This is a genomic window from Streptomyces sp. NBC_00083 (genome assembly GCF_026343295.1).
Lineage (GTDB): Bacteria > Actinomycetota > Actinomycetes > Streptomycetales > Streptomycetaceae > Streptomyces.
Window position 1 is genome coordinate 163,484 of record NZ_JAPELY010000001.1, and the last position, 16,930, is coordinate 180,413.

The following is a 16,930-nucleotide window of genomic DNA, read 5'->3' on the forward strand; positions in this document are numbered from 1 at the left end:
CTGAGCGTGGCGGTGCGCGCCTACCGTGAACAGTGACTCGCCCGGTCCGTACGGTGACTGTCCGGAGTTTGTCCGGCGCTGTCGTGGCTGTCGGCACGGGCTCCACGGGTACGGGCCGGTGCGGCGTGGACGTACGAAGGAGGGGTTCGGGATGCGGCAGGCGGACGGTGACACGGGCCGGCTCAAAAGCGAGGCGGACGAGCCGGGCTGGGAGGTGGACCCGGACGACGACTGGGGTATCGCGGTCATCGCCACGGTCGGACGGCAGCTGAGGCTGCGGCGCGAGGCGAAAGGGATGAGGGCCGCGGAGTTCGGGGTGGCCGTGGGGTACGGCGAGGACATGGTCTACAAGATCGAGGGAGGCAAGCGGATCCCCAAGCCCGAGTACCTGGACAGGGCGGACGAGGTTCTGGGGGCGGGTGGGTTGATCTCGGCGATGAAGGCGGACGTCGCGAAGGTTCGGTACCCGAAGAAGGTGCGGGAGCTGAAGAAGCTGGAGGCCAAGGCGATTGAGATCGGCGTCTACGAGTGCAACATCATCGCGGGGTTGTTGCAGACGCCGGAGCATGCTCGGACCGTGATCGGGGCAGCGCAGCCGCCGTACTCGCCGGACGATGTGGAGCGCATGGTGGCCGCCCGATTGTCCCGGCAGGCGGTCTTCGAGCGCGACCCGGCTCCCTCGATTCACTTTGTGCTGGAAGAGGCCCCGCTGCGGCGACAGGTTGGGGGCACAATGGTCTGGGGGCAGCAGCTCGAACGGCTTTTGGAGGTGGGGCGGTTGCGCAACGTCACGCTTCAGGTCATGCCGACGAACACCGAGGCGCATCCAGGCTTGGACGGCAGGATCGAGTTGCTGAAGTTCCCCGACGGAACGGCGGTGGGGCGTGCCGACGGCGAATTCAACGGGCGACCGACCACTGACCCGAAACAGCTTCGCATCATCGAGCTGCAATATGGCACCATCCGGGCGCAAGCCCTCCCGCCACGGGAGTCGCTGGCCTTCATTGAACGACTGCTGGGAGAGACATGATCCGTAGTACGCCCACCAGGAACCCCTCCGGTCTGGCGTGGTTCAAGAGCAGCTACAGCGGCGGCACCAACGGCGAGTCCTGCGTCGAGGTGGCTACAGCCCCCGGCACGGTCCGCGTCCGCGACTCCAAGGCCACCAATGGTCCCCAGCTTGCGCTCACTCCGGCTGCCTGGGCGGACTTCGTGTCGTACGCGTCGAAGGGCTGACCCTTCCCCTGGTCGCACCGCGAGAGTCAAGTGCCGCTATCAACCGGACGCTTGGAGAAGCATGATCCGCACCTCTGCCACTCGGGACGCCTCCGCATGCGTGTGGTTCAAGTCCAGCTACAGCAGCAGCAGCGAGGGCGACTCCTGCGTCGAGGTCGCCCTCGCACCCGGCACCGTCCGCGTCCGCGACTCCAAGACCGTCGGTGGCCCACAGCTCGCGCTCACCCCAGCTGCCTGGGCGGACTTCGTGTCGTACGCGTCGTACCGCGAGAGTCAAGTGCCGCTATCGACCGGACGCTTGGAGAAACATGATCGGCATCCCCACCACTCGGGACGCCTCCGCGTTCGAGTGGTTCAAGAGCAGCTACAGCGACAGCAGCAACAGCAACGAGTGCGTTGAGGTCGCGACCGCGTTGGGCGCTGTGCACGTCCGCGACTCCAAGAACGTGGGCGGTCCCCAGCTCGCGCTCGCCCCGGCCGCCTGGGCGGACTTCGTGGCGTACGCGTCGGGCAGCTGACCCACCCCGCTCGCGCCCCGCACCTGATCGCCCGGAACCGGGGCGCGGCAGCCGTCCGGGGCCGAGCGGGGGGCGTGGCCCGATCCCTGCGAAGGGTGACCTCCGGGCCACTCGTACGGAACCGCCCGTACCGCGACGCTGAATGACGTGACCCAGACAACCGACAGCCCCCACGTCGCCCCCGCGCCGCCCCAGAAGGCCCCACCCCGCATCCACCGCGCGTGGTCCGTCGCGGCCGTCGCGTTCGTCACGATCATCGGCGCCGCGGCCTTCCGCTCGCTGCCCGGACTGCTCATCGACCCCCTGCACCAGGAGTTCCACTGGTCGCGCGGCACGATCGGCGCCGCGGTCTCCGTGAACCTCGCCCTCTACGGCCTGACCGCGCCCTTCGCCGCCGCCCTGATGGACCGCTTCGGCATCCGCAGGGTCGTCGCGGTCGCCCTCACCGTGATCGCGGTGGGCTCCGGGCTCACCGTCTTCATGCACGCCGCCTGGCAACTGATGCTGTACTGGGGCCTGTTGGTGGGTCTCGGCAGCGGATCGATGGCGCTCGCGTTCGCCGCGACCGTCACCAACCGCTGGTTCACCGCACGCCGGGGCCTGGTCACCGGCATCCTCACCGCGGCCTCCGCCTCCGGCCAGCTGATCTTCCTGCCGCTGCTCTCCTGGATGGTCGAGGCCCACGGCTGGCGCCCGGCCGCCATCACGGTCGCCCTGGCCGCGCTCGCCGTCGTCCCGTTCGTGTGGCTGCTGCTGCGCGACCACCCCGCCGACGTGGGCATCGCGCCGTACGGGGCGAGCGCGCCCGTCCCCAAGCCCGCACCCGTCACGGGCGCCGCGCGCCGCACCCTGACCGTCCTCGCCAAGGCCGCCCGCACCGGGCCGTTCTGGCTGCTCGCCGGCACCTTCGCGATCTGCGGCGCCTCCACCAACGGCCTGGTGCAGACCCACTTCGTGCCGGCCGCGCACGACCACGGCATGCCGGTCACCGCGGCCGCCGGGCTCCTCGCCGTCATCGGCGTCTTCGACGTGGCCGGCACGATCTTCTCCGGCTGGCTCACCGACCGCTTCGAATCCCGCCGCCTCCTCGCCACGTACTACGCCCTGCGCGGCATCTCGCTCCTCTTCCTGCCGATGCTGCTCGCGCCCACCGTGCACCCGCCGATGGTGTTCTTCATCGTCTTCTACGGGCTCGACTGGGTCGCCACCGTGCCGCCGACCATCGCGCTGTGCCGCAAGCACTACGGCGAGGACAGCGCCATCGTCTTCGGCTGGGTGCTCGCCTCCCACCAGGTCGGCGCGGCCGTCGTCGCCTTCCTCGGCGGGGTGGCCCGGGACGTCTTCGGCAGCTACGACGTCGTCTGGTACGCCTCGGGCGCGCTGTGCGCGGCGGCCGCCCTGATGGCCCTCGTCATCCGGCACCGCGGCCCCGGCGGGGAACCACTCGCGGCGTGAGCCCCTCTTCCTCCCCGGGAGCCGGATGCCTCCCCGCGGGGGAGCGGACGTTCCCCCGCGCCGGACCGAGGGGAGTGTGCCGTGAAAGCGAGCAACAAGCGGGGCGCCGCGGTGATCGCCGCCCTGCTGTGCGCGACCGTGGCCGCCTGCGGGACGGCCCGCCCCGGCGACTCCCCGGCCGCGGACGCGGCGAAGCCGGCCACCGCCACGTCCACGACCCCGGGCGCGAAGTGCGGCGGCGACCGCACGGACGGTACGGACGGTACGGCCCCCGACATGGGCACCGACGTGGACACGGACGCCGGCGACCCCGGCCCGCCCACCGACGTGGACACGGACGCCGGCAACCCGGGCCCGCCCACCGACGCCGATGCCGGTGACCCCGGCCCGCCCACCGACGGGGACGGCGGCGCGGGCGGCCCGGGGGCCGCCACGGACACCGGCGCCGACGCGGGCTCGCCCGGCCCCGCGACCGACGGTCCCGCGCGCCCCTGCCTTCCGGCGGGCTGGTTCGACATGACGCAGGGCTTCGTCGACTACTACGGCCAGCACCTCACCAAGGCCGACGACGGGATGTGGCCGTCGGTCGTCGCGGTACGGATCCGCAAGCAGGGCGGCGCCGAGAAGGCCGTCGTCACGGTCAACTTCGTCCCGCTGGGCGAAAGCGACTGGCAGGGCCGCAGGGTGGCCGAGGTGTTCGGCGACTGGCGTCTCAACGAGTACGGCGACCGGGGCGCGCTCCGGGTGGAGACGCGCAGCGGCGGCCTCATCACCGAGCAGTCCTGGTGAACCGGGCCGCGGCGGCGGCGTGACCGGGTCAGTCGCTGAAGCGCCCGAACCGTCCCCGGTGGAAGAGCAGCGGACCGCTGTCCTCCGCTTCTCCTTCACCGCCCCCGCCCCCGCCCCCGCTACGGTCCCCGTCCCCGCTCTCGCCGAGCGCCTCGACGCGTCCGACCACGATGAGGTGGTCCCCGCCGGTGTGCACGGCGTGGATGCGGCAGTCGATCCACGCGGGTACGCCGTCGAGCCGGGGTGAGCCCGTCGCGGGCGCGGCGTCGTGGGTGACGCCCGCGAACTTGTCGGCGCCGCTGACCGCGAACCCCCGGCACAGCGGGCCCTGTTCGGCCCCCAGGATGTTCACGCAGAACACCCCGGCCCGCGCGATGCGCGGCCAGGTGGTCGAGGTGCGGGCCACCATGAAGGCGACCAGGGGCGGGTCGAGGGAGAGCGAGGCGAAGGACTGGCAGGCGAACCCGGTGGGCCCGGCCGCGTCCTCGGCGGTGATGACGGTGACCCCGCTGGCGAACCGGCCCAGCACGCGCCGGAACTGCCCGGGGTCGACGGGTGCCCGTTCGTCGTCCCGTACGGCCCGCAGGTCCGGCCGCGGCAGGAACTCGACGGGCTCGGCGGCCGTGGCGGCGCCGACGGACCTGAGGTATCGGACGACGGTGGCCGCCATCCCTGCGTGTCCCATCACACCACTCATTGAACCTGACGATGCGTCAGATGAGAAGCCTCGCGGCGGTCCCGCCGAAACCGGCGGCGTCCGCACCAAAGGGCTTACAGGCCGCGGTACTTGGGGGTGCGGCGCTCGACGAATCCGGCGACGCCTTCGTTGGCGTCCCGGGTGGTCATGTTGATCTCCTGGGCCCAGGCCTCAGCGGCGAACGCGGTGGCGCGGTCGGAGTCCAGGGAGGCGTTCACGAGGTGTTTGGTGAGGGCGATGGCGCGGGTCGGCCCGGTGGCGAGCCGCTCGGCCCACTCCTTCGCCGTCGCGGCGAGCGCGGTGTCCGCGACCACCCGGTTGACCAGCCCCATGCGCTCGGCGTCGGCGGCGCCGAGCGCGTCACCGAAGAACATCAGCTCCTTGGCGCGCTGCGGTCCGACGAGGCGCGGCAGCAGATAGGCGCCGCCGCCGTCCGGCACCAGGCCCCGGCGGACGAACACCTCGATGAAGCGGGCCGATTCGGCGGCCAGGACGAGGTCGCAGGCGAACGCGAGATGGGCGCCGAGGCCCGCGGCGGTGCCGTTGACCGCCGCGATCACCGGCTTCTCGCAGTCGAGCACGGCGCCGATCAGGCGTTGCGCGCCCTGCCGGATGGTGCGCGCGACGTCGCCCGCCACCCGCTCGCCGCCGGTCGCGGGCGCGCCGCGCAGATCGGCGCCCGCGCAGAACCCCTTGCCGCTCGCGGTGATCACGACGGCGCGTACCTCGGGGTCGGCGGAGGCGGTCCCGAGCAGCGAGATGACCCGTTCGCGCTGGTCCCAGGTGACGGCGTTCATGGCATCGGGACGGTTCAGGGTGATCCACGAGACGCCGTTGTCAGTGGCGTGCAGTACCAATGAGTGCAGGGGGTCCATGGCGGGGCTCCAGGCGAGGCGTCCGGGTGCGGGGGTCCAGGTGTACGGGGGCACGGGGGTGCGGGATGGGCGGCACGGGGGTCGGCGGCGACGGGGCGTGGGGCGCGGGGGCGCCCGGCTCAGCGGCAGACGGCGAGGGCGTCGAGCGCCACGGCGCCCTGGCCGCGCGGGAGCACCACGAGCGGGTTGATGTCCAGCTCGGCCAGCTCGTCGCCGAGTTCGAGGGCCATGCGCTGCACGCGCAGGACCACCTCGACGAGGGCGTCCACATCCAGTGGGGGCCCGCCGCGTACGCCGTCGAGGAGCGTCCGCCCCCGCAGCTCGCCGAGCATGTCCCGCGCCTGAGCCTCGCCGAACGGGGGCACGCGCACCGCCGCGTCGCCGAGCACCTCCACGAGGACACCGCCGAGCCCCACGGTCACGGTGGGTCCGAACAGCGCGTCGTGGGTGACGCCGACGACCATCTCGACGCCGCGCTCGACCATCTGGCAGACCAGGATGCCGTCGAGCTCGACGCCCTCGTACCGGGCGATGTCGGTGAGTTCGCGGTAGGCGTCGCGGATCTGGCTGGCCGAGGTCAACCCGACCTTGACCAGGCCGAGTTCCGTCTTGTGGGCGAGTCGGGCGCCGGAGGCCTTCATGACGACGGGGTAGCCGACCAGCCCCGCCGCGCGCACGGCGGCCGCCGCGCTGGTCACGAGCTGCTCGCGCGGCACCCGGATCCCGTACGCCCGCAGCAGCTGCTTCGCCGCGTGCTCGCTGAGCTGCTGGCCCGGCCGCATCAGGGCCTGCGCCTTGCGGAACGAGGGCGAGGGCACGCGGGGCGCCTCGTCGAAGGGGGAGCGGTAGCCGGTGGTGAACCGGTGGTGCGCGAGGTAGGCCCGCACGGCGCCGATGCAGTTGGCGAACGTACGGAAGGTGGCGACCCGGTCCGAGCCGAGCAGCGTCTCGCGGTAGGCGGCCTCGGTGCCGAGCGGCGAGCCCCACACCACGCACACCAGCTTGTCCGTCTGTTCCGCCGCGTCCACCAGGTCCTGCGCGAGCTTGTCGCTCATGGGAGGGAAGGGCCCGGTGATCGGACAGATGAGGACACCGACGGACGGGTCGGCGAGGATGGCATCGATGATCTTCCGGCCGCGCCAGTCGCCGACGGGGTGGCCGCCGTTGTCGACGGGGTTGGCGACGTTGAGGTAGGGCGGTATCCACTCGTGGAGTTCGGCCTGCTTGGCGGCGGAGAGGACCGGCAGGTGGAGCCCGGCGGCGGTGGCGAGGTCGGAGAAGTGCGCTCCGGTGCCACCGGAGATCGAATAGACGACGACGCCGTCCGCCTGCGGCCTGCGGGCTCGCGCCAACAGGGCCGCGGTGTCCTGGAGTTGGTCGAGTCCGTCGACGCGGATGACGCCGTACTGGCGCATGGCCGCGTCCACGACGTCGTCGGCGCCGGTCAGCTTGCCGGTGTGTGAGGCGGCCATGCGCGCGCCGGCCTCGGTGCGGCCGACCTTGACGGCCACCACGGGCACGCCGGCGCGCGCCGCGCGGTCGGCGGCGAGCAGGAAGGCGCGGCCGTCCTTGAGCCCCTCCACGTAGCAGGCGATGGCGCCGACCTCGGGGCGCTCGGCGAAGTACGAGATGAAGTCGGAGGTTTCGAGGTCGGCCTCGTTGCCGGTCGGCGCCCAGTGCGAGAGCCGCACGCCGAGCTCCTGGAGGGTGAACACGGGCCGGCCCTGGTGCCCGGACTGGGTGATGAGGGCGATGGCCGGGCCGTCGAGGTCGTCCCGGAACCGTTCGAAGGCGTTGAGGTTGGTGTTGGGGCCGAGCAGCCTCAGCCCGGACCGCTTGACGGCGGCGGCGAGCCGCTCCTGCGCGGCGGCGCCCTGGGCTCCGGTCTCGGCGAACCCGGAGGCGAAGGCGACGGCGAACTTCACCTTGGCCTCGGCGAGTTGCTCGATGACGGGGAGCGGGTCGCCGACCAGGAGCACGGCGAGGTCGACCTGTTCCGGCAGCTCCGCCACGGAGGCGACACAGGGCAGCCCGAAGACGGTGGTACGCGTCGGATGGACCGGGTGGATGCGGGCGCCGACCCGGCTGGCCCAGTCGACGAGCTGGCGGGTGATGCCGGTGTTGGGGCGGCCCTCGGCGTCGGACGCGCCGATGACGGCGACGGACTCGGGCCGGAAGAACCGGTCCAGGTCCGGTACGTCGGCGTAGAGCGGGCGGCCGCTGACGTCCAGATCGCCCTCGCCCGCGGCTCTGCCGTGGACGGCGCCGGGGGCGGGCTGCTCGCCGCAGGCGACGACGCGTGCGCGGAAGTCGGTCGTGAGGGTGCCGTGAGTCGATCCAAGCATCGTTCCGCCCGCCCTGGGTCGATGTGGGTAACTGACGCGTAGTCAGATTACAGACCTGACGGTCAGTCAGGAACCGGTGTGCGGGCAAAGCCTGGGCCCTGCGGGGCGGGGCGGGTGTGCGCGCGCCCTCCCCCGCGTCCAGCCCTGCCCGCCCAGCGCCCACCCCCAAACCCCCTTTCCAGCCCCGCCCGCCCCGGACCGGGGCGGCCCATGTTGGGCATGCCGCCCAGGCCGACCCCGCTGGGGGGTGTGATACGTGCGAGGCTCCGCCGCGCTGGGCGCGAGCTGCGGGCTCGGTGCCGGGTGCCCTACAGGGGCGCGGGGAACTGCGCGACCAGCCACGCACGGTCCGCACCCGAAGGCGGGTTGCCTGGGGCTCCGCCCCAGACCCCGCTCGCGCCTTGAGGGCGCTCGTCCTCAATCGCCGGACGGGCTGAGGTGGCCTGCCCTGGGCACCCTGCCAAGGGCAACGCACCCAGGGGCGCGGGGAACTGCGCGAGAAGCGAGCACGGTCCGCACCCGAAAGCGGGGTTCCCGAGACGTCGGGCACGGTCCGCAGCCGAATGCGGGGTTCCCGAGACGCCGGGCACGGCCCGCACCCGAGAGCGGGGTTCCCGGGACGTCGGGCATGGTCCGCACCCGAATGCGGGGTTGGAGGGCGCGGGGTGCGCAGGGGTCCCGGGTCAGTGGGAGAGGGCTTTCGCGATGCGGGTCGCGTCCAGGCGGAGTTCGCGGAGCATCCCGCTGATCGGGTTCGTGAAACCCGTGAAGTACAGCCCCGCCGCCCCCGGCACGGTACGCGCCCCCCGCACCCGGGGCCGCCCCCGAGCGTCGAGGACACCGAGGTGCCCCGCCAGGGGTTCGAGCCCCCGCCGGTACCCCGTCGCACAGATCACCGCGTCCGGCGACACCCGTACCCCGTCCGCGAGGACCACCTTGTCGCCCTCGAAGGACTCGACCGCCGCGACCGGCTCGACCCGCCCGGCGCGGACCGCGTCGATCAGGCCCACGTCCTGCACGGGGATCGCCCCCTCGCGCACCCGCGAGTACAGACCCCGGGCCGGCCGCGGCAGCCCGTACGAAGAGAGGTCCGGCACGGAGCACCGTTCGATCAGCGATGCCGCCCGGTCCACCAGGCGTACCGGAAGCCGCCGTACCAGGATGCCGGTGGCCTGGCTCGGCCACCCCGCCGTGGAGCGGCGCACGATGTGCGGCGGGGTCCGCACCGCGAGCCGTACCCGCGCCGCGCCGCCCTCGGCGAGGTCCGCGGCGATCTCGGCCCCGGTGTTGCCGGCCCCCACGACGAGGACGTCCCGGCCCACGTACGACCCGGGGTTGCGGTACAGGCCCGCGTGGACCAGCTCACCCGTGAACGTCCGCGCGCCCGGCCAGTCGGGCACGTACGGCGTGTGGTTGAACCCGGTGGCCACCACCACCGCCGGTGTGACCAGGCGCCGCCCGCCGGTCGCGTGCAGCACCCACCCCTCGCCGCCCGCCCCGCGCTCGATGCGCTCGACCTCGACGCCCGTGACGATCTCCAGCTCATGGACGGCCGCGTACTTCTCCAGGTACCGCACCACGTCGTCGCGGGCCACCCACCGTCCGAACCGGCGCGGCATGCGCAGGCCGGGCAGCGAGGAGAGCCGGCGCGTGGTGTGCAGGTGCAGCCGGTCGTAGTGGCGCCGCCAGGACGCCGCCACGGCGTCGGACTTCTCCAGCACGACGGCCCGCACGCCCCGCGCTCGCAGCGAGGCGGCGACGGCGAGACCGCCGGGCCCGGCGCCGATCACGTAGACGGGGCTCTCGGGGTGGGTGGTGTCGACCATGAACGCTGAGCGTAACGGTGTGAATACTTGATGGGTCTCGGTCAAGCCGGGAATGGATTGCGATCTGATCACGCACCGGCCCCTTGCGCACGGCTCCCGCATCCGCTGAACTGACGTACCGTCAGAAATGCGGGGGCGCGCACCCGCCGACAGACCTACGCGGAAGGGGCCCGGCGTGGACTCGATCTGGCTCGACGGCGCCGAGTGGTCGGCCGTCCTGCGCATCGGCCTCGGCCTGTGGTGGCTGGAGAGCTGGCGCCACAAGGACAGGAAGGCCTGGTTCGAGCGCGGCGCCGGCATCGCGTGGGCGTCCGACATCGCCGCCAAGCACCGGTGGAGCGCGGTCCGCAGCGGCTTCGACACCGTGGTGCGGCCCCGCCCGAGGACGATGGCGTACGTCGTCGTCTACGCCGAACTCGCCCTGGGTCTCGGCCTCGTGGCCGGATTCCTCACCCCTGTCGCCCTCGTCTGCGGACTCCTGCTCAACCTCCTCTATCTGATCCTGATGATCCACGACTGGGCCGAGCAGGGGCAGAACGCGATGATGGCGCTCATCTCGCTCGTCGCGTTCGGCGCCATGGCGTGGCAGACCTGGTCGCTCGACGACGCGATGGGACTCTTCCGATGAGCGCCACCCCCGACATCGACGCCTTCACCCGGACGTACTGGGACGCCGCCGCGGAGGGCCGCCTCCTCATCCGGCAGTGCGCCGCCTGCGGCCGGCCGCACCACTACCCGCGCGAGTTCTGCCCGTACTGCTGGAGCGAGGACGTGAGCTGGCGCCCGGCGGACGGGCGCGCCACCCTCTACACCTGGTCCGTCGTGCACCGCAACGACCTGCCGCCCTTCGGCGACCGCGTCCCGTACGTCGCCGCCGTCGTCGATCTGCTGGAGGGCCCCCGGATGATGACCGAGGTCGTCGGCTGCGACCCGCGGGAGCTGCGGATCGGGATGGAGCTGCACGTCGGCTTCCGCACCGGCTCCGAGGACGGCGCGGCCGTCACCGTGCCCGTGTTCGGGCCGGCCCCGGACGGGGTATAGCCCCCGGGACTACCGGCCCCTGTGGGGGTTGTACATCCCCTTCGGGAGGTACGTCGACGTGGGAACGTTCTGCGTCTCGCAGAACTGGCGGAGCGTCTGGCGGGGCCGGGCGCCCTTGCCCTCCTTGGCGGGCGGGGCCTCGTCCGTGAGGTACGGGATGTAGACCCATTCGCCCCGGGCCTGCGCCCCGGCCAGCGGCTTCCCGTAGTACTCGTACCCGCCGCCGATCTCCGCGGGCTTCAGGTCGTGGTAGCGGCCCGCCCTGATCGCGGCGGCCGGGATCTTGAAGAAGGTGTAGCCGGTGATGTGCGCGCGGTTGACCTTCAGGTCGGCGGCGAGCTCGTCCACCGTCTGCCCGTTGTCGACCTCGGTCCACTTCGCGGGGTCGAAGTCGGCGACGGAACGGTCCTTGGTGAGGCGCAGGATGCCCGTCAGGGTCTTGACGATGTCGTCGTTGCCCAGGGCGGGGTTCTTGAGCTTGTCGCCGAGGCCGGTCAGTTGACCGAATTCCTTCGGGTCCATGCCGTTGAAGTACTTGCCGTCGGTGTCGATGTCGTCGCCGTTGGCCGACGGCTCGGCCCGGATCGAGGTGTTGGGTCCGACGAACTGGTTGCCGGCCTGCCACTCGAAGAACGAGTGGCGGATGTCCCCGAAGGAGATCCCGCGCTCGGACTCGCTGTCCGCGTTGGCGGGGTCGGCCAGCCGCTTCTGGAGCGCCCTGCGGTATGCGGCGGTGTTCTCGTTCTCCGGCACGAGGACCCTGAGATTGGTCAGCGTCGCCGCGGTGATCACCTTGGGCACCGCGGCGGTGAGGACCTTCATGCGCTCCTCGTCGGTGAGCTTGCCGAGGGCGCCGGTCAGGGTGGAGTGGGCCACGATGTGGTGCGCGGTCGTCGTCCAGCCGTCCTGGTCAACGGGCTTGGCGTACGGGTTGCCCCCGCGCCGCTGCACGGCGGGCGCCGACGACGGTGTCGCCAGGGCCCGCTGGGCGGTCACCGGGCCGTCCGCGACGGAGCGCTGCGCGGCCACCTGGCTCTCCGGCGCGGGGCCCGACATGACGCGGCTGGCGTTGGCCTCCGCCTCGCGTTCGAACCGGTCGGAGGGGTCGGAGACCTTGAGCCCCGAGCCGTTGTCGGTGCCCGCGACGGGGCCCTGGCGCTGCTGGATGACGTGGGTCAGCTCGTGGGCGAGGGTGTGCTTGTCGGCGCCGCCGTCACCGATGACGACATGGCTGCCCGAGGTGTACGCGCGGGCGCCGACCTCCGCCGCGGAGGCCTTGGCGGCGCTGTCGTTGTGGATGCGTACGTCGGAGAAGTCCGCGCCGAGCCGGGACTCCATGTCGCTGCGGGTCGAGTCGTCCAGCGGACGCCCGCCGCTGCGCAGCACGTCGTGCACGGCGGAACGCTGCACCTGCGGCCCGGCCGCACGCTGCACCGCGGGCCGCTCCGCCTGCTGGTGGCCGCAGCCCGCGCCGTGCTGGTGCCGCTCCTGCTCGGCCGCCTGGGCGCCGGGGTGACCCGCGTGGCGGAGCATCTGCACCACGGCGGCGTTGCCCGCGCTCCCCTGGAGGGCGAGCAGCCCCGGGGGCTGTGCTCCGGGCGCGTCTGCCGGTACGGTCGCCGGAGCGCGGCCGGGTGTACGGCCGGTCCTCTCGGACCCCGGTCGTCCGGCCTTGCCTTCAGCGCGCATGGTGCCTCTTCCCGCGGAGTGAACACAGCTGTGTTCCTGCCTACCGGATCCGGCCAGGTCCGCAGAAGGTCCGCGAGGGCAGCGTCGGGGGTCCGCTTGGGCAGGCGGTCAGGGCCAGAGGAGTTCACGGGTCCAGGCGGCGCCTTCGCGGCGGTAGCGCAGCCGTACGTGGCGCCGGCGCGCGTCGCCCTGGAAGAACTCGACCTCCGTCGGGTCGAGAACGTACCGGGTCCAGGTGGGCACGGGGAGGGCCGGGTCCGCCTCGGCGCGCTCCCAGGCGGCAGCCGAAGCCGCCTCCAACTCGCTCCGACTGCCGAGGACTTCGCTCATCCGGCCGACGAGCGCGGCGGCCAGGGCGCCGGTCGAGCGGGCGTGCAGATCGGCCTGCGCCGCCGCCGGGCTGCCCTGCGTGACGGGTCCGCGCACCCGCACCTGGCGCCCGACCACCGGCCAGTAAAAGGAGAGCGCGGCGGTGGGGTGCGCGGCGAGCTGCTGCCCCTTCGCGCTGGTGGAGTGCGAACCGAAGTGCCAGCCGTCGTCGTCGGCGTCGTGGAGCGTGAGGGTACGGATGTCCGGGTCGCCGTGCGGGTCGACGGTGGCGAGCGCCATGGTGTGCGGCTCGACCTGGCCCGCCTGCGCGGCGTGCGTCAGCCATTCCTGGAACAGGGGGAGGGGTGTTCGGGGGGTGTCGGCCGGGTCGAAGTGGGGGAGGTCTGTGTCCCAGACGCGGAGGGTGTGGAGCAGCTGCCGGAATTCCATACCCCCATTCTCCAGGGAGCCCCACGTCTCCCTTGGCAGGGCGCCTGGCCTCGGCATCTTCAGCCCGTCCGGCGTTTGAGGACGAGCGCGCCCTTTCAGCCGGTCCGGCGTTTGAGGACGAGCGCCTTTCGGGCGCGAACGGGGTCTGGGGCGGAGCCCCAGGGGTCTGTACCTCAGCCCGTTCCATGACCCCCGGAGGGTTTCGGGAAGGGGTGGGGTGGGGCATCCCCCGGGGTCTGGGGCGGAGCCCCAGCAACCCCGGCTTTCGTCTGCGGACCGTGCCCGCGTCTCGCGCAGTTCCCCGCGCCCCTAAAGACGTAGGGCACCCGGAGTCGCATCCACGGCCCGCGCCCACCGCGCCGGAGCCGCGCAAACGGCACAGCCCCGTGCCCCCGGTAGGGCACCCGGAGTCGCAGCCCGCACCCGCGCCCACCGCGGCGGAGCCGCGCAAACGGCACAGCCCCGCGCCCCTGAAGACGTAGGGCACCCGGAGCCGCAGCCCCCGGCCCGCGCCCACCGCGGCGGAGCCGCGCAAACGGCACAGCCCCGTGCCCCCGGTAGGGCACCCGGCACCGAGCCCGCCACCCGCGTCCACCCCCGCAGAGCTAGGTGCGGCTCAGGATGAGGGTTCCTGCGGAGCAGAACCAGCCACCCGTGCCCGACGCCACGGCCAGCTCCGGCAAGCTCCCGTCGGCACGACGAACCTGCCCACCCCCACCCTCCCCCCGAAGCTGCCGCACCGCCTCGACCACGAGGAACAACCCCCGCATCCCGGGATGGCACGCGGACAGCCCACCTCCGTCCGTGTTGACCGGAAGCGCGCCGTCCCGCAACAGCCGCCCCTTCTCGACGAACGCCCCGCCCTCCCCCTTCGCGCAGAACCCCAGGTCCTCCAGGGTCACCAGCGTCATATAGGTGAACGCGTCGTACACCTCGGCGAGGTCGATGTCCCCGGGGCGCACCCCGGCCCGCTCGAAGGCCAGCCGGCCCGACTCCGCCGCCGGGGACACCGTGAAGTCCTCCCACTCCGACATCGCCGTGTGCGAGACCGACGTGCCCGAACCCAGCACCCACACCGGTGACTTGACGGTGTCGGGCACGTACTCCTCGGCCACGAGCAGCACCGCGCACCCCCCGTCGGAGCGGATGCAGCAGTGCAGCTTCGTGAAGGGGTCCGCGATCATCGGCCCCGACAGGACCTCGTCGACGGTGATCGGATCGCGGAACATCGCGTCCGGGTTGGTCGCCGCGTTGGCCCGCGCCTGCACCGCGACCTCCGCCAACTGCTCGACGGTCGTGCCGAATTGGTGCATGTGGCGCCGCGCCGCCATCGCGTACTTGGCGATGAGCGTATGCCCGTACGCCACCTCGAACTGGAGCGGGCCCCGGCTGCCGAACGACAGGTTCGAGGTGCGTCGCCCCGCCTTGATGTCGGCGCGCGCGGTCGACCCGTATACGAGGAGGACGGCCCGTGCGTGCCCCGCGGCGATCGCCTCGGCGGCGTGCGCGGCCATGACCTCCCAGGTGGCGCCGCCCACGGAGGTGGAGTCGACCCAGGTGGGCCGGAGCCCGAGGTACTCGGCGACCTCCACCGGCGCGAGCGTGCCGAGCCCCGCCGAGGCGAACCCGTCGACGACGGAGCGGTCGAGCCCGGAGTCGGCGAGGGCGCGCCGTGCGGCCTGCGCGTGCAGGGCGTAGGGGGTGAGGTCGTCCACGCGTCCGGTGTCGGACAGGGCGACGCCGACGACAGCGACCTTGCGGGGGCGTCCCGTTGAGGATGACGTCATATATCTGACGGTACATCAGATGTTCGGCCGGGCCGAGGGCTCCGCGGAACCTCGCACCCGCCGAAGAACTGCGCGCGCGGCCTGTGCATCTGCGGGCCCCGCGCCTAACATGACGCCCCGTCAGTTCAGAGGCCAGGCCTCTGGGGGAGGAGCCCGCCGATGGACGCCACCTTCACCGCGGAACAGGACGAGATCCGCCGCACCCTGCACGAACTGCTCACCAAGCACTGCGGCCCACAGGAGGTGAAGAGCGCCGTACGGACCCCGCTCGGGTACGACGGCGCCCTGTGGGCCCGGCTCTCCGCCGAGCTAGGGCTCGCGGGGCTCGCGCTGCCCGAGGAGTACGCCGGAGTCGGCTGCACCACGGCCGAACTCGCCCTGGCCTGCGAGGAGATCGGCCGCGTCCTGCTGCCGTCACCGCTGCTCGCCACCGCCGTGCTCGCCGCGCCGCTCGTCGCGGCCCTCGGCACCGGCGCCCAGAAGGCCGCGCTGCTCCCGCCCCTCGCCCGGGGCGAGCGCGGCGCCACCCTCGTCGTGCCCGGCACCGGTCTCGCCCTCGCGCTCGGCCTCACCGGCGAGAGCACGGACGGCGGGTGGGCCGGGGGCGGCCGGGCCGGCGGCGTGCAGGCGCGGCGGACACCGGACGGCGCCTGGCGGCTGTACGGGGAGGCCGGGCAGGTGCTCGACGGGCACAGTGCCGGACTGCTCCTGGTCGCCGCGCACACCGGCGGCTTCGCCCGCAGCCGCACCCTGCTCTTCGCCGTGGACGGCGAGGCGGCCGGCCTGCACCGCAGCCGGCAGACCACCCTCGACGAGACCCGCACCCAGGCGAGGGTGCAACTGAGGCATGTGGAAGGGGAGTTGCTCGGCAACGACGAGGACGTCGATGTGCACGGGGCGCTCGCCGACGTCGGCCGCACCGCCGCCGCCTGCCTCGCCGCCGAGGCGGTCGGCGCGGCGAGCGAGGCGCTGGAGCGGACCGTGGCCTACGTCAAGGAGCGTGAGCAGTTCGGGCGGGCCATCGGCTCCTTCCAGGCGGTCAAGCACCGGCTCGCCGACCTGTACGTACAGGTGCAGGCGGCCAGGTCGGCGGCGTACTACGCGGCCTGGGACCCCGGCGCCGGCGCCCTCGCGCTCGCCCAGGGACTCGACGCGCTGCGGTCCGCCGCGTCCGAGGCCGTCCAGCTGCACGGCGGCATCGGCTTCACCTGGGAGCACGAGGCGCACCTCTACTTCAAGCGGGCCGCCGCCGACGAGCTGCTCTTCGGGCCGGTGCACCGGCTGCGCGGTCACGCCGCCGAGCGGGCCGGCCTCTTCGGCCCCGCCGCACACGGGGCGACCGCGTGAAGCCGGGCGGCACCAAGGCCGCACCCGGGGTGCGGCTCATGCAGAAGGTGTCCTCCACGCGGGCGTTCGCCAAGGTCGCCCCGCACCTCGTGCCCGCCATGGACCGGGCCGTGCACCGCCTCACCCGGGGCAGGGTCATCCTCAGCGCGCAGATGCTGCCCGGGGCCATCCTGACGGCGCGCGGCGCCAAGTCCGGTCTGCCGCGCACCACTCCGCTGGCCTGCATGCCGGAGGGCGCGAGCGGGACGTGGGTGCTCATCGGGTCCAACTTCGGGCGCCCGGGGCATCCGGCGTGGACCGGGAACCTGCTCGCCCACCCGGACGCCGAGATCAGCTGGAAGGGCCGGACCATCGCGGTGCGGGCCCGGCTGCTGCAAGGGGAGGAGCGCGCCGCTGCCTGGCGGGCGGCGCTCGACTTCTGGCCGCCGTACGCCACTTACCAGTCCCGGATCGAGCGCGAGATCCGGCTCTTCCGTCTGGAGCCCAGGCCCGACGGGCCGAGCGGGGGACCGGCGTCCGGGACCTGAGGGGCGGGCGCGCGTACCGGAACGCCGGGCGCGCAGACG

16 protein-coding genes and 1 pseudogene are annotated in these 16,930 nt (G+C 73.1%); 10 read left to right on the forward strand and 7 right to left on the reverse strand.

Going from position 1 to position 16,930, the window contains the following annotated elements; genetic code table 11:
* Positions 1–151 precede the first annotated feature (151 nt).
* The 6 genes and pseudogenes from OOJ98_RS00755 to OOJ98_RS00780 all read left to right on the forward strand — a co-directional run bounded on the left by OOJ98_RS00755 (position 152) and on the right by OOJ98_RS00780 (position 3,998).
* The gene (locus OOJ98_RS00755) at positions 152–1,030 is read left to right on the forward strand and encodes a helix-turn-helix transcriptional regulator (protein WP_267052654.1); all 879 of its coding nucleotides are present in this window, start codon (positions 152–154) and stop codon (positions 1,028–1,030) included.
* Positions 1,027–1,236 carry a DUF397 domain-containing protein gene (locus tag OOJ98_RS00760; RefSeq protein WP_267052655.1) on the forward strand — a complete coding sequence of 70 codons (210 nt, stop codon included), beginning with the start codon at positions 1,027–1,029 and terminating at the stop codon, positions 1,234–1,236. The genes OOJ98_RS00755 and OOJ98_RS00760 overlap by 4 nt, the downstream gene beginning before the upstream one ends.
* A 61-nt stretch (positions 1,237–1,297) precedes the next feature.
* A pseudogene (locus OOJ98_RS00765) lies at positions 1,298–1,498 on the forward strand (DUF397 domain-containing protein); the annotation flags it as partial.
* A 46-nt stretch (positions 1,499–1,544) separates the two neighbouring features.
* Positions 1,545–1,754, forward strand: a complete 210-nt coding sequence (locus OOJ98_RS00770) for a DUF397 domain-containing protein (RefSeq protein ID WP_267052656.1) — start codon at positions 1,545–1,547, stop codon at positions 1,752–1,754.
* Positions 1,755–1,901: 147 nt separating this feature from the next.
* Complete coding sequence (locus tag OOJ98_RS00775; protein WP_267052657.1) at positions 1,902–3,209, forward strand: MFS transporter; 1,308 nt, start codon at positions 1,902–1,904, stop codon at positions 3,207–3,209.
* A gap of 81 nt (positions 3,210–3,290) precedes the next feature.
* The gene (locus OOJ98_RS00780) at positions 3,291–3,998 is read left to right on the forward strand and encodes a hypothetical protein (RefSeq protein WP_267052658.1); all 708 of its coding nucleotides are present in this window, start codon (positions 3,291–3,293) and stop codon (positions 3,996–3,998) included.
* Positions 3,999–4,026: 28 nt separating this feature from the next.
* Here the strand turns inward: OOJ98_RS00780 and OOJ98_RS00785 are convergent, their stop codons facing one another.
* The 4 genes from OOJ98_RS00785 to OOJ98_RS00800 all read right to left on the reverse strand — a co-directional run bounded on the left by OOJ98_RS00785 (position 4,027) and on the right by OOJ98_RS00800 (position 9,741).
* Positions 4,027–4,668: a flavin reductase family protein gene (locus tag OOJ98_RS00785; protein WP_267055453.1), complete on the reverse strand. Its 642-nt coding sequence runs from the start codon at positions 4,666–4,668 to the stop codon at positions 4,027–4,029.
* A 101-nt stretch (positions 4,669–4,769) separates the two neighbouring features.
* On the reverse strand, positions 4,770–5,570 hold the full coding sequence (locus tag OOJ98_RS00790) for an enoyl-CoA hydratase/isomerase family protein (RefSeq protein ID WP_267052659.1): 801 nt from the start codon (positions 5,568–5,570) through the stop codon (positions 4,770–4,772).
* 119 nt (positions 5,571–5,689) lie between these two features.
* Positions 5,690–7,915, reverse strand: a complete 2,226-nt coding sequence (locus OOJ98_RS00795) for an acetate--CoA ligase family protein (protein WP_267052660.1) — start codon at positions 7,913–7,915, stop codon at positions 5,690–5,692.
* Positions 7,916–8,598: 683 nt separating this feature from the next.
* Positions 8,599–9,741, reverse strand: a complete 1,143-nt coding sequence (locus OOJ98_RS00800) for an NAD(P)/FAD-dependent oxidoreductase (protein WP_267052661.1) — start codon at positions 9,739–9,741, stop codon at positions 8,599–8,601.
* Between the two features lie 175 nt (positions 9,742–9,916).
* Between OOJ98_RS00800 and OOJ98_RS00805 the strand changes: the two genes are divergently transcribed.
* Positions 9,917–10,369: a DoxX family protein gene (locus tag OOJ98_RS00805; RefSeq protein ID WP_267052662.1), complete on the forward strand. Its 453-nt coding sequence runs from the start codon at positions 9,917–9,919 to the stop codon at positions 10,367–10,369.
* Positions 10,366–10,782: a Zn-ribbon domain-containing OB-fold protein gene (locus OOJ98_RS00810; protein WP_267052663.1), complete on the forward strand. Its 417-nt coding sequence runs from the start codon at positions 10,366–10,368 to the stop codon at positions 10,780–10,782. Before OOJ98_RS00805 ends, OOJ98_RS00810 begins: the two co-directional genes overlap by 4 nt.
* Before the next feature lie 9 nt (positions 10,783–10,791).
* Here the strand turns inward: OOJ98_RS00810 and OOJ98_RS00815 are convergent, their stop codons facing one another.
* The 3 genes from OOJ98_RS00815 to OOJ98_RS00825 all read right to left on the reverse strand — a co-directional run bounded on the left by OOJ98_RS00815 (position 10,792) and on the right by OOJ98_RS00825 (position 15,017).
* Positions 10,792–12,471 carry a DUF4157 domain-containing protein gene (locus OOJ98_RS00815; RefSeq protein ID WP_267052664.1) on the reverse strand — a complete coding sequence of 560 codons (1,680 nt, stop codon included), beginning with the start codon at positions 12,469–12,471 and terminating at the stop codon, positions 10,792–10,794.
* 108 nt (positions 12,472–12,579) lie between these two features.
* Complete coding sequence (locus OOJ98_RS00820) at positions 12,580–13,230, reverse strand: pyridoxal 5'-phosphate synthase (RefSeq protein ID WP_267052665.1); 651 nt, start codon at positions 13,228–13,230, stop codon at positions 12,580–12,582.
* Between the two features lie 605 nt (positions 13,231–13,835).
* Positions 13,836–15,017 (reverse strand): acetyl-CoA acetyltransferase, encoded by a 1,182-nt coding sequence (locus OOJ98_RS00825; RefSeq protein WP_267052666.1) that lies wholly within the window; start codon positions 15,015–15,017, stop codon positions 13,836–13,838.
* Between the two features lie 159 nt (positions 15,018–15,176).
* Here OOJ98_RS00825 and OOJ98_RS00830 point away from each other — a divergent pair, with 159 nt between their 5' ends.
* Together OOJ98_RS00830 and OOJ98_RS00835 are read left to right on the forward strand one after the other, a co-directional pair.
* Complete coding sequence (locus tag OOJ98_RS00830) at positions 15,177–16,364, forward strand: acyl-CoA dehydrogenase family protein (RefSeq protein WP_267052667.1); 1,188 nt, start codon at positions 15,177–15,179, stop codon at positions 16,362–16,364.
* A 38-nt stretch (positions 16,365–16,402) separates the two neighbouring features.
* Positions 16,403–16,891: a nitroreductase family deazaflavin-dependent oxidoreductase gene (locus OOJ98_RS00835; RefSeq protein ID WP_267055454.1), complete on the forward strand. Its 489-nt coding sequence runs from the start codon at positions 16,403–16,405 to the stop codon at positions 16,889–16,891.
* Positions 16,892–16,930 lie beyond the last annotated feature (39 nt).

What these genes read in the sequence shown, in the direction of transcription:
- OOJ98_RS00760 (WP_267052655.1), top strand. Translation starts at nt 1,027, where the DNA reads ATGATCCGTAGTACGCCCACCAGGAACCCCTCCGGTCTGGCGTGGTTC.
- OOJ98_RS00800 (WP_267052661.1), bottom strand. Translation starts at nt 9,741, where the DNA reads ATGGTCGACACCACCCACCCCGAGAGCCCCGTCTACGTGATCGGCGCC.
- OOJ98_RS00815 (WP_267052664.1), bottom strand. Translation starts at nt 12,471, where the DNA reads ATGCGCGCTGAAGGCAAGGCCGGACGACCGGGGTCCGAGAGGACCGGC.
- OOJ98_RS00830 (WP_267052667.1), top strand. Translation starts at nt 15,177, where the DNA reads ATGGACGCCACCTTCACCGCGGAACAGGACGAGATCCGCCGCACCCTG.
- OOJ98_RS00795 (WP_267052660.1), bottom strand. Translation starts at nt 7,915, where the DNA reads ATGCTTGGATCGACTCACGGCACCCTCACGACCGACTTCCGCGCACGC.
- OOJ98_RS00755 (WP_267052654.1), top strand. Translation starts at nt 152, where the DNA reads ATGCGGCAGGCGGACGGTGACACGGGCCGGCTCAAAAGCGAGGCGGAC.
- OOJ98_RS00825 (WP_267052666.1), bottom strand. Translation starts at nt 15,017, where the DNA reads ATGACGTCATCCTCAACGGGACGCCCCCGCAAGGTCGCTGTCGTCGGC.
- OOJ98_RS00810 (WP_267052663.1), top strand. Translation starts at nt 10,366, where the DNA reads ATGAGCGCCACCCCCGACATCGACGCCTTCACCCGGACGTACTGGGAC.
- OOJ98_RS00820 (WP_267052665.1), bottom strand. Translation starts at nt 13,230, where the DNA reads ATGGAATTCCGGCAGCTGCTCCACACCCTCCGCGTCTGGGACACAGAC.
- OOJ98_RS00785 (WP_267055453.1), bottom strand. Translation starts at nt 4,668, where the DNA reads ATGGCGGCCACCGTCGTCCGATACCTCAGGTCCGTCGGCGCCGCCACG.
- OOJ98_RS00790 (WP_267052659.1), bottom strand. Translation starts at nt 5,570, where the DNA reads ATGGACCCCCTGCACTCATTGGTACTGCACGCCACTGACAACGGCGTC.
- OOJ98_RS00835 (WP_267055454.1), top strand. Translation starts at nt 16,403, where the DNA reads ATGCAGAAGGTGTCCTCCACGCGGGCGTTCGCCAAGGTCGCCCCGCAC.
- OOJ98_RS00770 (WP_267052656.1), top strand. Translation starts at nt 1,545, where the DNA reads ATGATCGGCATCCCCACCACTCGGGACGCCTCCGCGTTCGAGTGGTTC.